The sequence below is a fragment of the Lysinibacillus sp. NPDC097868 genome (assembly GCF_044761135.1).
Classification (GTDB): domain Bacteria; phylum Bacillota; class Bacilli; order Bacillales_A; family Planococcaceae; genus Lysinibacillus.
In genome coordinates this window covers 1354575-1367975 of the sequence record NZ_JBIWBS010000001.1, presented here as the reverse complement: position 1 = coordinate 1367975, position 13401 = coordinate 1354575, and the positions used below count along the sequence as shown (strand labels likewise).

Here is a 13401-nt window from a genome sequence, read left to right as displayed (position 1 = left end):
AATTTAAAGTATTGTTGCCACATGTTCAAACATGCGATTGATTTCTTTGTGAAGTGTTCGCTGCTCTTTTGAAAGCCATCTACAATGGATTGCATGATCTGTTAATTTTGTAACACTTGCCTGAATTGAACTCTCCTGTTGGATCATTTCCTGTAATTCTCGTATATTGAGATTCTCAACTTGTGGAGACACAATCCATAACGAACCGATATAATATGCCATCTCTAACAGACCAATCGTAGAAAGGTTCATTTCCGTAGGTTTAAAATGGAATGAATCAAATGCAATTAGAGCTTCCTCAACAAAGATTTTGTATTTGGATCGGAAGGATTGATAATCAAAGATTTCTCCTCGCATTTCTCGACCTGGTGCAATAATTTCACCCCATATTAATGTAGAGTTTTCTGCCATGCGAATCGTTGTATTCACTTGAAATTTCGCTCGTTCAAAAGGAATGGTCACCTCAGGTAGCCATTCTAATCTTGCCCCTTCTGCTATTTCCACCGTAATTTCTTGCGTGCATCGTTCACCATTGTGAGAAGGATAAATTTTTAGAGCGGATTGTTGTTTTAATTTCACTTGACTATCTGGTGCAAGTTTTACAGAGATTTCATTTCGGTCACCCGCTACCATTCCACCAGATGATTCCATTATAAAAACTGTGGCAGTTGGCTTATTGTCAGCATACAATTCTCTGCTTGCCTTCAACGGCGGCTGCTGGTATACATGAACAAGTCGTGTATAGCCCCTTCTTGGCTCAAATGCCATCTCTAATTTGCCATAATGATTCACTTTTCCTTGATTAAGCATTCACGTCAGCTGCTTCGGCGCCTTCAAGTAACATGTGATGCTGAATCCATTCAACAACCTTGTCGACATTTGTTTGAGAACGAACGTCTGCAAAAATATATGGACGTCCAGCACGCATTTTTTTCACATCCTGGTCCATGACCTCTAGGTCTACACCAACATGAGGTGCCAGTGATGTTTTATTGATTAGCAGTAAATCTGAACGTGTTAATGCTGGGCCACCTTTACGAGGTATATCCTGTCCTTCAGCCACATCAATTACGTAAATATAGCCATGAACAAGTTCTGGGCTAAATGTAGCAGATAAATTATCTCCACCACTTTCAATGAAAATAATATCTAAATCTTCAAAGCGTTTGTTCAAGTCATCAATTGCAGAAAAGTTCATCGAGGCATCTTCACGAATAGCTGTATGCGGGCATCCGCCTGTTTCTACTCCGATAATACGGTCCTCTTCTAGAACACCATTTGTAATTAAATACTGGGCATCCTCTCTTGTATAAATATCATTTGTGATTACTGCCACATTGTATTTTTCATGCATTGCACGTGTTAATTGATCTACTAAAGATGTTTTCCCAGAGCCAACTGGGCCTCCTATACCAATTCGAATTGGAGTCATTTATATCCACTCTCTTTCTATGAAATAAATAATCTTGAAAATAAAAATTCATGTTTCATCGATGCTAGTTCAATACCTAAAGCATTATTAGAGAGGTCATCTATCGTTAAGGTCATGACCTTTTCCGCAGCTTCCTCTATACAAACAAGAAGTTTATTTAATGCTTGTACACCTGTATTTTGTCCGAACGGCACAGCACGAACAGCATTTTGTACTAATCCACTAATGGATGCATACATATAAGTCATCACTGCATGATAGACATCTACACCAAGTGCTTCACTATAAATCGCATAAAGAACTGCGTAATGGCCTTGCACTTCTTCTTTGGCTATCTTTTCTTGCCATTGCAATAATAAAGGGCTGTCCATAAGAGGTGCCACTGTTCGTATGAATTGCTTGCCAACATTGACACTAGCATCTCTTGATTCTTTTGCTAGTTTGATAGCGCCGCAAAGTTCGTCTAACTCTGTGAGACGACCACCATCTCTTACTTTTGCTGCATGGAACGCATTCTGAATAATTAAGGCGTCACCATTCACTAAATTATGAAATAAATACGATTTACAATAATCTATTAATTGTTCCTTTGTGCGAATAACATCTTCCTGAATATACGTTTCCATCCCATATGAATGAGTATAAGAGCCTATCGGAAATGCAGAATCATGAATTTGTAATAGGCGCAATAACGAAAAATCAGTGAGCGTGTCCGCGGTATTTGAATGGTTGTTTAAATCGTCGTTCTGTCGTTTCATAGTTCACTCCTATTTCATCTAATAATGGATTAATCGTATGATCAGCTCGTACGATGATTTCATTATGTTCAATTAAGCAAGGTGTATGGCGATTGCCTAATTCAAATGCAGATTTCCCCATCTCATACATATCCTTCGGTGATATGACAATAACTGGTTCGAGTTTTGTACGAATCGCAATGCGACGGCTATCATCCTCAAATAATAAGTCACCATATTGTAATGGCTCGTCACCTGCTAAACGTAAAGCAATATCCGTGCCTTTATCTGTTTCAGTTCGTAGGATACGTTTGCTTAATTCCTCCCACTCAAGCTCTATCCACTCTGTTGTTTTATGTGAATGTTCTTCTTCATTAGCAATATTGCCGATAATTTTTTCAATTAACATCTATGTTGCACCTCTTCATCGATTTATTTGACTGTTCCTCTGTTACTGTTACACACTCTCTATTTTTTTCTTAAAATAAGAAATATCGTTGGGCCATTGGCAAAACATCAACTGGTTCACATGTAGCTAATTCACCATCAATTTTCACTTCATATGTTTCCGGATTCACATCAATTTTCGGTGTAGCATTATTAAGCTTCATATCTGCCTTACTAATATTTCGGCAATTCTTCACTGTCCCTATCATACGTTTTAAACCTAATTTTTCCGGTAATCCTTCCTCTACTGCAATGTTTGGTAAAAATGTCATACCACAATTTTGAGGGCCTTGTCCATAGAAGCCAAACGTCCGACGACCTTTCATAGGCTGCGGTGTAGGAATTGACGCATTCGGATCACCTGTAATACCGTAAACTGCAATACCACTTTTTATAACAACTTCTGCTTTGACGCCAAAGAACGCTGGATCCCAAAGTACGATGTCCGCTAGCTTGCCTTCTTCTAATGAGCCTACTTCATGGCTAATTCCATGTGCAATCGCTGGGTTAATATTGAGCTTAGCCATATAGCGCTTAACGCGGTAATTATCGTGATCTTTCCCTTCATCTTGCGGTAAAGCACCACGCTGTTTCTTCATTTTGTCTGCCGTTTGGAACGTTCGTATTGTCACTTCTCCAACACGCCCCATCGCTTGTGAATCGGAAGACATAATACTTAAAATCCCTAAATCTTGCATAATATCTTCTGCAGCAATCGTTTCTGGTCGAATACGAGAATCGGCAAACGCCACGTCTTCTGGTACATCATGCTTCAAATGATGACAGACCATTAACATATCTAAATGCTCATCAATCGTATTCGTTGTAAACGGTTTTGTTGGATTAGTAGATGCTGGCAATATATTAGGTAATGATGCCATTACTAATTGGTCGGGCGCATGTCCACCACCTGCACCTTCCGTATGGAAAATGTGAATCACACGACCATCAATAGCATTAATCGTATCTTCTACGAATCCGGCTTCATTTAATGTATCTGAATGTAATGCCACCTGAATATCATACTCATCAGCAACTGTTAAACTTTGATCAAGTGCTGCAGGTGTTGCACCCCAGTCCTCATGTATTTTCATACCAATCGCCCCAGCACGAACTTGCTCAATAATTGGCTCCGGATCAGATGCACTACCTTTGCCAAGTAATCCAACGTTTATCGGAAAACCTTCTACAGCTTGTAGCATGCGATGTAGATGCCATTCACCAGCAGTTAAGCTTGTCGCCTTAGAACCAGCTGCAGGACCTGTACCACCACCAATAAAGGTTGTTGTCCCCGCTAATAACGCTGTTTCCACTTGATCTGGACTAATGAAATGAATATGCGTGTCGATAGCGCCAGCCGTTGCGATAAGACCTTCACCTGCATACACCTCTGTGCCAACGCCAATAATCATATCCTGATCGACGCCGTCCATACTGTTCGGATTGCCTGCTTTGCCAATGCCAATAATACGCCCATCTTTTATACCAATATCAGCTTTCACAATCCCAGTATAATCAATGATAATGACGTTCGTTATTACTGTGTCAAGCACTCCTTCATTTCGCGTATTTTTTCCGTTTTGTCCCATAGAGACACGCAATGATTTACCACCACCAAATACGCCTTCATCCCCGTACGTTGTATAGTCCTTCTCGATTTCAATCCATAAATCTGTATCGGCCAGCCGAACCTTATCTCCTACTGTTGGACCAAACATTTTCGCGTAAGCTTCATGTGTTACCTTCATTTTTCTTCCGCTCCTTTAAAGCCACCTTCAATTGCCTTATCTAATATTTCATCCTTATGATGAGTAGAGCCTTCCGTTAGCATGTTCAATCCAAAAACATGCTGTTTGCCTCCAAACTCGACAAGCTCCACTTCTTTTTCTTCCCCAGGTTCAAATCGAACTGCTGTGCCTGATGGAATATGAAGATGCATTCCGATCGCATCTTCTCGGTTAAACTCTAGAAATCTATTGACTTCAATAAAATGAAAGTGGGAGCCTACTTGTATCGGACGGTCTCCCGTATTCGAAACAAGTACTTTTTTTGTTGCTCTTCCTACATTTATTTCGATAACATCATTTTTTGGTCTGATTTCTCCAGGAATCATATTCAATTCCTCCTTTACTGAATTGGACGGTGTACAGTAACAAGCTTTGTTCCGTCTGGGAATGTACACTCTACTTGCACATCGGAAATCATGTCACCCACACCTTCCATAACATCCTCTGCAGTTAGAACATGTTTCGCTTCACTCATTAATTGTGCAACTGTTTTTCCATCTCTAGCGCCTTCCATAATAAAACTACTAATAAGCGCTACCGCCTCTGGATAATTCAGTTTTAACCCACGTGCTTTTCTTTTCAGCGCAAGTTCTCCTGCCACATGGAGGAGTAGTTTTTCTTGTTCTACTTGTGATAGCTTCAATCCAATCTCTCTCTTTCCAAAATTCAGAATTATCTTTCTATAATGATTCAATATAATTCAGTCTTCCAATTTTCTTACAATTTAGTTTTTTGTTTTTTCATATAAGTTATGATTTCGCTGGGATTTGCGAAGGTTATAGAAATGACTTGTTGACCCGGCGAGAGCGGGTTGCAATAGTTGAAGTGTGTTAAGAAGAGGTAACAGTTAGTCCATTATAAGAAACAATATTAAAAAATTCAACATTTTTATTTGTCTGTGAACTTACAAGTTTTCTGAATGAAAAATAAAAAAGAGACTATTTCGCAAAAATAAATTACATTTGCAAAATAGCCTGCTATATTCAAACATAGAAACGTTAAAAAAGGTATATTAAAAAACTTATTATTTTATTTTAAAGAAGCATTTATTGACCCTATATATATCCCTCTTGTTAGGGTTAAATTACTTGAAACCGATTTGTAACCTTTTGCAAGTCATCAGCCTGAATCGTTAATTCCTGTGAAACTTGATTGACTGCTTGCATAGAAGCCGTTTGCTCATCCATAGATTGTAACACAGCTTCCGTATAGTTAGATAATCTATCCATGCCACCTGCAATGTTGGTTACTAATGTGGCTACCTCATTTGCACTTCCTGACAAATGTTTTGCAGTAGTCGAAATATCTTCGAGTTGATTAGTCATTTGGCTCACATGATTTGAAATATTACCAAAAGATTTTGTCGCCTCATCGATAACATAAACACCCTGTTGAACATTTTTTAAATCTTCCTCAACAGCTACAGCAACTTGCTTTGTATCACTTTCAATGCCTACTACTAGGTCAACAATTTGAGTAGCCGAATGTTTGGATTGCTCTGCTAAATGACGAACTTCCTCTGCAACTACAGCAAAGCCTTTGCCATGCTCGCCAGCACGTGCAGCCTCTATCGCAGCATTCAATGCAAGTAAATTCGTTTGATCGGTAATCGTTGTTATCATTTCTGTCATGGCTTTAATATCTGTCATTTTATTTGTTAATTGTTGCATTAATCCACTCGTTTTATCAGTAGAAGATGAAATAAATTCCATTTGTTTTTTCGCTACATGCAATATTTCTGCTCCGTTTCCTGCTATATCATTCGCTTCTTTAGCATGGTCGTAAACACCTTGTGTTGCAGTTGTAATATGTTCAATTCCATCTACTGTTTGCTGCATGGCAATAGCACTTTCATTAGCAGATTGTGCAGCTTGTTTTAAACCAGTTGACGTTTTCTCCATTTGATGGTCAACCTCTTTTACAGCTATCGTAATTTCATTAGTACTTGCTGAAAGCTCCTCTATGCTTGCAGATAAATCGGTCGAGCTGTTCGCAATTGTTTGCGTCATAGTATGTAGTTGTTCTTTCATTTCAAGAAAGGCTTTAGCTAACTCTGATATCTCACTATTGTCATGTGTGGCAATTGTAATAGAATCAAATTCACCTAATGTAATTGCTTTCGCAGCATTTGATAATTGGTTAATCGGTAAAATTACTTTATATTTGACATAGAACATATAAGACAAAGTAATCGAGATACCAACGATTGTTAAAATTGTAGAAAGCCAAGCTAATGATGTTAAATTTGCCAAATCAATAATTAATACAATAATCATAATTAAATTTAAAACAGAAAAACCGATAATGCTTTTTCTTCGTAAACTCATACTAAATTCCCCCAACTATAATATTACTATAATACCATTATTATAGTTGATTTAGCCTAATATTCACAGAAAAACGCCTACTTTATATTTAGGGGAAAAGAATAAAAAGACAAAGACATTTAATTTCTACTAACTCGTTTGTAAAAGACACTCTTTATTAAGTCCTTTAAAGAAATAAAAATACAAAAGGCATCAAGAGTTCACTCCTGATGCCTTCTGTCGACACGATCAGTACTAAACACATAGCAAAGTACTCTTAAAAAATTATTTTAATTTCATCATACTAGAACCAGCGATACCTGGGTGTGTCATTTCATATGGATCTAAAATTAAATCTAATTGTTCTTTCGTTAAAACACCCGCTTCAATACAAAGCTCACGAATCGAACGTCCAGAAAGTATCGCTTCACGCGCAAGACGTGCTGCTACTTCATAGCCAATATGTGGGTTCACTGCAGTTAGGACACCAACACTTTTCTCTACATACTCTTTCATGCGCTCTTCATTTGCTTCAATATCTTTTAAACAGTTTTCAGTAAATGCACGGAAAACATTATTCATAATGCTAATAGATTGAATCAAGTTAAAGACAAGTACAGGCTCCATAACGTTTAACTCTAATTGACCAGCTTCAGATGCTAAAGAAATCGTATGGTCATTACCAATTACTTGGAATGCTACTTGATTTAGCACCTCTGGCATAACAGGGTTAACTTTACCAGGCATAATTGATGACCCAGGTTGGCGTGCTGGTAAAATGATTTCACCTAAACCTGCACGTGGACCAGATGCCATTAAACGTAAGTCATTCGCAATTTTAGACATATTAATCATACAAATTTTAAGTGCACCGGACACTTCAGTATATGCATCTGTATTTTGCGTAGCATCTACTAAATGTGTAGCACCTTTTAATGGCAAGCCAGAAATGTCAGCAAGATGCTCATCTACAGATTTAATGTAATCTGGGAATGCATTTAACCCTGTACCAACAGCAGTTGCACCCATGTTTACATCATATAAGTTTGGACGTGTTTGTCGAATACGGACAATATCACGGTTAATTACACGGCAATATGCTTCAAACTCTTGTCCTAAGCGAATCGGTACCGCATCTTGTAAATGCGTACGTCCCATTTTAATGACATGGGCAAATTGCTCTGCTTTTTGATGGAATACAGCTTGCATATTTTCCATTGTAACAAGAAGTTCATCTATTAAATTTAAAACAGCGATATGAATAGCTGTTGGGAAGGCATCATTTGTTGATTGTGACATATTAACATGACTATTTGGGCTAATCGTTTGGTATTCACCTTTTGCTTTACCCAAAATTTCAAGTGCACGGTTCGCAATAACTTCGTTAGCATTCATATTAATAGAAGTGCCTGCACCACCTTGGATTGGGTCTACAAGAAACTCTGCATCCCATTTACCATCGATGACTTCTTGTGCAGCCTCGACAATTGCCTCTCCAATCTCTTTTGATAATAGGTGTACTTCCATATTACCTAGTGCAGCAGCTTTCTTAACTATTCCCATTGCTTTTATAAGGGCTGGATGAATTGTGTAACCTGTAATCGGGAAGTTTTCTGTTGCGCGAAGCGTTTGAATCCCATAATAAGCTTCTGCTGGTAATACTCGTTCACCTAAAAAATCTTTTTCTATACGTTGTGTGGACATTATTGTCGTCTCCTTTGAAGTAATACTCACACTGATAGTAGCTAATAAATGCCGTCTTGTAAACAGTCAGTTCAACATAATACGAAAGTTTTTTTCAATTTTGACGATAATCAACAAAAACCGAGCGCATTTCGCACGCTCGGTAGCATTATTATTTCGTTGAAGAAACTGTAAAACGTTTATTAATATTTTGTGGATTTTCAATTTCATCTAAAACGGCAATGGCAAAATCACTGTAGCTGACGTAACTTTCACCCGACGCATTTACGAGTAGATGATCATTTCCTGTAGTATAGTGCCCTGTTCGTGGACCTTCTGGATCAAACATTGCAGAAGGACTTAAAAATGTCCACGTAATACTTGATGCTTGTAAATCCGTTAAGTTTTCACCTTGATTTTTTGCAGTAGCAAAGAACATTTCCGGAAAATCTGGTGTATCCATAACACGAACTGTTTTCTCTGGATCCACAAATAAACTTCCTGCGCCACCGACAACAAATAATTTTGTTGCAATGCCTTTGAAAATAGCAATCAAATGACGTCCTACTCTCACATGTAACTCCTCTTGTCCGAAAGGCGCTCCAAATGCATTAACAACAACATCAAAATCCTTCATGTCCTCTTGAGTTAATTCCAATACATCCTTCTCAATCACTTTAATGTCTTCTTTTACTTTAGAAGCTGAACGAACGATGGCAGTAACTTCATGGCCACGTTGCAATGCTTCCTCAACTATTTTTTGTCCCGCTTTCCCTGTTGCTCCAATAATGCCTATTTTCATTTTAAATTCCTCCTCTATTGAATTGTAACCATTTTAGTTACAGGTTAATCGCAGAAAGACCGACCTCGTTTTACATTAACGAAGTTGATCTAGCACATCTTGTAAAGTTTGTGCTTGTAACTGTTTTTCCATTGCATGCCAAACATCTATATAAACGGCTTCTAACGTGTGCTGAATTTTTCGACCAACCGCACACGCTGGATTTGGCTCATCATGAATTGCAAAAAGTTGCTCAGGACCTTCAATCGCACGATATATGGTCAATAAAGACAAATCCTTTGGTTCAATAACGAGCCCGTAGCCTGCAATTCCTGATTGCGATGTTAACAAACCAGCTCTTTTTAATACACCAATCATACGTCGCACGACTACTGGATTTGTATTCACACTACCAGCAATATAATCCGATGTTAGCTGACTTTTATCAGATGTTGTTGCAATGAGCGAAAGTATATGGATTGCGACCGAAAATCGACTGTTCACCATATGAATCACCACCTGTTGTAACTATTATAGTTACAGGTTCAGATAATCACAAGTTTTTTGCTTTTATCTTAGCCTGTTCATTTTGCTTGTACACAATACATGTTGGAAATGCATCATGAAAACTCTCAACTTTAATCTTATATTTTTGACACATAAATAACGAGCTCTTGTTGGATTTGCCCATTTTCTTCATAAAAATCTAGGTTATGAAATTCATATTTAAAATGGCCAACAGGAAACGTTACGCTCTCCCCTTGCGCAGCTGCAAGTATGCCAGCGACATCATGTGACACTATATGTAAAAGTTCCATCCCTGAAATCGTTTCAATAAAAAACACGTTCATATAAAAACACCTCCTTAGCTATTATAGCTTAGAAGGTGCTTGGATTTATAGCGTTTATTTCTTGCTAATTAAGTTGAATCCCTATACTAAAAAAAGTGAAAGTTTTAATTAAAATATTACTTTTGCATGTGTCGTAGCTTCTGTAAATTTACTGGACTGACTAACTGATAAAAAAGACTAATATAATGGTTTCCTCCCTGTTTTTTTTCTTAATTTAATGATAAATTTTTAAAAAAATCAGTAAAAGTATTTTCTATAAAAAAGGAGGATATTTAGTATGAAAATCAAAATATTACCATTAGTAATATGCTTATTTTCACCATTCCTATTATTAGGAGTGTTCATTTACGGAAATGCTTATTATAAAGACTATCATCTAAAATCATCCGAAACGACAGTGAAAGATTTTATAGAGGAATTTATCGACAGTAGCATACAAATAATGCATTTTGAACGAATAGAAGAAACAAATATGTGGTTAGTACAATTGAAAATTAACGATAGTAAATATGGTCATGCACGTTTTAATAAAGGTTGGAATGGTAAACTTAAATTTATTTATTTAGCCACAGATCCCTCAGAAACCTATCGACAATATAAAACCAATAAAGGCAACTATGGCACACTATATGTACACGAATTAGACAGCAATGTTGCCAAAATCAACTTAACAACAAACTGGAAGAATTTCGAAAAAGAAATTGAAGTTGATACATCCGCACCATTTATGAAAACTTTTAAACTACCTCCTAATGCAGAAGATACGTTTCCTGCAATTTTTACTTTTTATGATAAAACCGGAGAAGTCATTTCTTATTAATTTAATACACTTTCTATCTATTACTAAATAGTTTTAGAAAAACAAGTTTTTTCATACTTGTCTACTTGAAATTTTATGTATATAACCTAGCGCATATAGAAGACGCTTACATTTTACTGTTTATTTATAACCATAAAGCCGAATTTCCTCAACAATTTGCATCATTTTCACTATTTGTTCTTGCGATAATGTTGTTGATATATGTGGACTATCGTGTTGAACCTGTTGATTTCTAAGCAACGAAGCTTCTCCTTGTGTATTTTTCTTCAACCGAAGAAATTTCGCATTTCTTGGTGTTTGAAGCAACAATCTTTCTTTCAACACAGCCACCCCTAAACATTTTATTAGAAAATATTCCTATTAATACCATTAACACTATAATAGACGTGCCAATACTTAACCATCCGACTTCTTTCCTATTTATTAAAACAGATTATTCGATATTTTTAATCAAAAGAGCAGCAACCATTTTGGTTGCTGCTCTCTTCTTTTATACCGCAATTGGTGCTTTAATTGCTGGATGTGGGTTGTAGCCCTCGATAGAAAGATCTTCAAGTTCTATTTCGAATATTGACGTTTTATCTGAGTTTATTTTCAAGGTTGGTAGTTCCCGTGGCTCACGAGAGAGCTGTTCTTTCACTTGCTCTATGTGATTTGCATAAATATGCGCATCGCCAATACTGTGAATAAATTCGCCAACTTCAAGTCCACATTCATGGGCAATTAAATGTGTTAGTAATGCATAGGATGCAATATTGAATGGACAACCGAGCAACGTATCAAGGCTTCTTTGCATTAATTGACAGCTTAACTTACCTTCTGCTACATAAAATTGGAACATTACATGACAAGGTGGCAAAGCAGCTTTACTGCCCTTTGCACCTGCGTCAATCACATCCTCTGGGTTCCAAGCATTTACAATAATGCGGCGTGAATCTGGATTATGCTTAATTTGGTGGATCACATCTTGCAGTTGGTCTAGACTTTCCCCATTTGACGTTGTCCAATTACGCCATTGCTTGCCATAGACATTACCAAGATCCCCGTATTTCTTCGCAAAATCATCCTCATTTAAAATGCGTTCACAAAACGATGACAGCTCTGCTTGATATACCGTATTAAACGCTTCATCCGTTAGACAACGACGACCAAAATCAGTCATATCAGGTCCACGATATTCATCAGATTCAACCCATTTTTTAAATGCCCACTCATCCCATATATGATTATTATTTTGCAATAAGTAGCGGATATTAGTATCGCCTTTAATAAACCAAAGAAGCTCGCTTGCTACAAGTTTAAATGGTACTCGCTTTGTCGTTAAAAGTGGAAAACCCTTACTTAAATCAAAGCGCATTTGATAGCCAAAAACGCTGTATGTGCCTGTACCAGTACGGTCTTCCTTTTTAACACCATTTTCTAATATATGTTGTAGTAAATTTAAATACGCAGTTTCTGGATGCGTCAATTTGTCACCAGCTCCTTCAAATATGCTGTTGAACATTATACCATTTAATGTTGGTAAATGGACGCCCAAATAGAAAACAAACTACAATTCAACATCTACCTTAGAATCTGTTGTTATTTGTTTTTCATCTTCTTTTAAAGGTCAATTACATGTCTGAACCCAACATTTTATCGTGTAATTCTTTAGAAATTTCATTTTCCGTTGCAACGAAAAACATCGGTAACATTATAATTGATACAAGAATAGGCCCAACAATAAATAATAAATCGATGCCAGGGCTAAAAAAGAGTCCAAATGCTGTTAGTAATCCAGACATCACTAAAAAAGCAATTTGTGCAATGACAATTAATAACGGAATGAGCTGATATAAATAGTTTAGTTTTCTAAATTGATGCATATTTTCTGGATGCTGAATAATTCGTTTTTTTAAACGTTTAGATAAAATCAAGCATGTAAAAATTTGAACGATCATAAAGCTAAAATACATAATACTACGTAAAATCATTTGTTGTTTTGCAATTGCCCCATCGAAATGCGCAACTCGCTGCTGTAACAGTTCGTTAACTGCACCATTATAGACGTATTCTCGCTCACTCAAAAATGTTAGTGGCTGGTCAAATCCAAATGTTGACCATTCTTTAGCATTTACTTGCCAATTTGCTAATTTACTTGCCATAATACGCAATTGTATTGCCTCATCTTCACTAAACATCCCTACTAATGTGCGATAGGGGATTGATAGTTTCAATTGACCATCTTGTTTCTCTTGAAACAAATCCCCGATAAAAAATGTATAGGCTACATCAGATTGATTTGTTTCAAAATGAGCACTTTCCACTTTCCAATGACTAGCTAAGGAGGCTTCAATATCATTTTTCATTTCATTATAATGCGTACTGTTATGTAACTGTTTAGGAATCTTGTAAACAAAATGATTGTCACTTCCTATGATGCAGATATCCACTTCAACAGGATTTTTAACAATAGTTTTAGCGATTGATGTCATCGGATACATAGAGATGGCGACTAGGAAAAATAGGATTAGTGTTAGCACACTTCTTTTCATGCAGGCTCCCCTTTCCTTCTCAT

Annotated in this window: 16 protein-coding genes; 1 reads left to right on the top strand and 15 read right to left on the bottom strand. The window is 36.9% G+C overall.

Annotation, left to right across the window (positions count from 1 at the left end):
• Positions 1-3: 3 nt before the first annotated feature.
• The 12 genes from ACIQXJ_RS06720 to ACIQXJ_RS06665 all read right to left on the bottom strand — a co-directional run bounded on the left by ACIQXJ_RS06720 (position 4) and on the right by ACIQXJ_RS06665 (position 10024).
• Positions 4-810, bottom strand: a complete 807-nt coding sequence (locus ACIQXJ_RS06720) for an urease accessory protein UreD (protein WP_403051204.1) — start codon at positions 808-810, stop codon at positions 4-6.
• Entirely contained in the window at positions 803-1432 is a 630-nt protein-coding gene (gene ureG / locus ACIQXJ_RS06715) for an urease accessory protein UreG (protein WP_403051201.1), read from the bottom strand. Before ureG ends, ACIQXJ_RS06720 begins: the two co-directional genes overlap by 8 nt.
• Before the next feature lie 17 nt (positions 1433-1449).
• Complete coding sequence (locus ACIQXJ_RS06710) at positions 1450-2190, bottom strand: urease accessory protein UreF (protein ID WP_403051198.1); 741 nt, start codon at positions 2188-2190, stop codon at positions 1450-1452.
• Entirely contained in the window at positions 2132-2578 is a 447-nt protein-coding gene (locus ACIQXJ_RS06705) for an urease accessory protein UreE (protein WP_403051195.1), read from the bottom strand. The genes ACIQXJ_RS06710 and ACIQXJ_RS06705 overlap by 59 nt, the downstream gene beginning before the upstream one ends.
• A 70-nt stretch (positions 2579-2648) precedes the next feature.
• Positions 2649-4364, bottom strand: coding sequence for an urease subunit alpha (gene ureC, locus ACIQXJ_RS06700; protein ID WP_403051192.1), 1716 nt, complete (start codon positions 4362-4364; stop codon positions 2649-2651).
• On the bottom strand, positions 4361-4729 hold the full coding sequence (locus ACIQXJ_RS06695) for an urease subunit beta (protein ID WP_403051187.1): 369 nt from the start codon (positions 4727-4729) through the stop codon (positions 4361-4363). Before ACIQXJ_RS06695 ends, ureC begins: the two co-directional genes overlap by 4 nt.
• Positions 4730-4743: 14 nt before the next feature.
• On the bottom strand, positions 4744-5046 hold the full coding sequence (ureA, locus tag ACIQXJ_RS06690; protein WP_340824373.1) for an urease subunit gamma: 303 nt from the start codon (positions 5044-5046) through the stop codon (positions 4744-4746).
• A gap of 436 nt (positions 5047-5482) precedes the next feature.
• Positions 5483-6730: a methyl-accepting chemotaxis protein gene (locus ACIQXJ_RS06685; protein ID WP_403051184.1), complete on the bottom strand. Its 1248-nt coding sequence runs from the start codon at positions 6728-6730 to the stop codon at positions 5483-5485.
• A gap of 264 nt (positions 6731-6994) precedes the next feature.
• Positions 6995-8413: an aspartate ammonia-lyase gene (aspA, locus tag ACIQXJ_RS06680; RefSeq protein WP_403051181.1), complete on the bottom strand. Its 1419-nt coding sequence runs from the start codon at positions 8411-8413 to the stop codon at positions 6995-6997.
• A 151-nt stretch (positions 8414-8564) separates the two neighbouring features.
• The gene (locus ACIQXJ_RS06675) at positions 8565-9194 is read right to left on the bottom strand and encodes an NAD(P)-dependent oxidoreductase (protein ID WP_403051178.1); all 630 of its coding nucleotides are present in this window, start codon (positions 9192-9194) and stop codon (positions 8565-8567) included.
• A 75-nt stretch (positions 9195-9269) separates the two neighbouring features.
• A complete protein-coding gene (locus ACIQXJ_RS06670; RefSeq protein ID WP_340824366.1) occupies positions 9270-9680 on the bottom strand; it encodes an Rrf2 family transcriptional regulator in 411 nt (136 codons plus the stop codon).
• A gap of 137 nt (positions 9681-9817) precedes the next feature.
• On the bottom strand, positions 9818-10024 hold the full coding sequence (locus ACIQXJ_RS06665) for a thymidylate synthase (protein WP_172771652.1): 207 nt from the start codon (positions 10022-10024) through the stop codon (positions 9818-9820).
• A gap of 277 nt (positions 10025-10301) precedes the next feature.
• Here ACIQXJ_RS06665 and ACIQXJ_RS06660 point away from each other — a divergent pair, with 277 nt between their 5' ends.
• The gene (locus ACIQXJ_RS06660; RefSeq protein ID WP_403051175.1) at positions 10302-10844 is read left to right on the top strand and encodes a hypothetical protein; all 543 of its coding nucleotides are present in this window, start codon (positions 10302-10304) and stop codon (positions 10842-10844) included.
• A gap of 120 nt (positions 10845-10964) precedes the next feature.
• Here the strand turns inward: ACIQXJ_RS06660 and ACIQXJ_RS06655 are convergent, their stop codons facing one another.
• From ACIQXJ_RS06655 to ACIQXJ_RS06645, 3 genes are all read right to left on the bottom strand, one after another.
• On the bottom strand, positions 10965-11165 hold the full coding sequence (locus ACIQXJ_RS06655; protein ID WP_403051172.1) for a hypothetical protein: 201 nt from the start codon (positions 11163-11165) through the stop codon (positions 10965-10967).
• A gap of 169 nt (positions 11166-11334) precedes the next feature.
• The gene (locus tag ACIQXJ_RS06650; RefSeq protein WP_403051169.1) at positions 11335-12312 is read right to left on the bottom strand and encodes a thymidylate synthase; all 978 of its coding nucleotides are present in this window, start codon (positions 12310-12312) and stop codon (positions 11335-11337) included.
• A gap of 145 nt (positions 12313-12457) precedes the next feature.
• Positions 12458-13378, bottom strand: a complete 921-nt coding sequence (locus ACIQXJ_RS06645) for a hypothetical protein (protein ID WP_403051166.1) — start codon at positions 13376-13378, stop codon at positions 12458-12460.
• Positions 13379-13401 lie beyond the last annotated feature (23 nt).

Bases quoted from the DNA above. Each gene is read 5' to 3' on its own strand.
- ACIQXJ_RS06720 (WP_403051204.1), bottom strand. From the start codon at position 810: ATGCTTAATCAAGGAAAAGTGAATCATTATGGCAAATTAGAGATGGCA.
- ACIQXJ_RS06705 (WP_403051195.1), bottom strand. From the start codon at position 2,578: ATGTTAATTGAAAAAATTATCGGCAATATTGCTAATGAAGAAGAACAT.
- ACIQXJ_RS06645 (WP_403051166.1), bottom strand. From the start codon at position 13,378: ATGAAAAGAAGTGTGCTAACACTAATCCTATTTTTCCTAGTCGCCATC.
- ACIQXJ_RS06710 (WP_403051198.1), bottom strand. From the start codon at position 2,190: ATGAAACGACAGAACGACGATTTAAACAACCATTCAAATACCGCGGAC.
- ureC (WP_403051192.1), bottom strand. From the start codon at position 4,364: ATGAAGGTAACACATGAAGCTTACGCGAAAATGTTTGGTCCAACAGTA.
- aspA (WP_403051181.1), bottom strand. From the start codon at position 8,413: ATGTCCACACAACGTATAGAAAAAGATTTTTTAGGTGAACGAGTATTA.
- ACIQXJ_RS06670 (WP_340824366.1), bottom strand. From the start codon at position 9,680: ATGGTGAACAGTCGATTTTCGGTCGCAATCCATATACTTTCGCTCATT.
- ACIQXJ_RS06675 (WP_403051178.1), bottom strand. From the start codon at position 9,194: ATGAAAATAGGCATTATTGGAGCAACAGGGAAAGCGGGACAAAAAATA.
- ACIQXJ_RS06685 (WP_403051184.1), bottom strand. From the start codon at position 6,730: ATGAGTTTACGAAGAAAAAGCATTATCGGTTTTTCTGTTTTAAATTTA.
- ureG (WP_403051201.1), bottom strand. From the start codon at position 1,432: ATGACTCCAATTCGAATTGGTATAGGAGGCCCAGTTGGCTCTGGGAAA.
- ACIQXJ_RS06660 (WP_403051175.1), top strand. From the start codon at position 10,302: ATGAAAATCAAAATATTACCATTAGTAATATGCTTATTTTCACCATTC.
- ACIQXJ_RS06665 (WP_172771652.1), bottom strand. From the start codon at position 10,024: ATGAACGTGTTTTTTATTGAAACGATTTCAGGGATGGAACTTTTACAT.
- ACIQXJ_RS06695 (WP_403051187.1), bottom strand. From the start codon at position 4,729: ATGATTCCTGGAGAAATCAGACCAAAAAATGATGTTATCGAAATAAAT.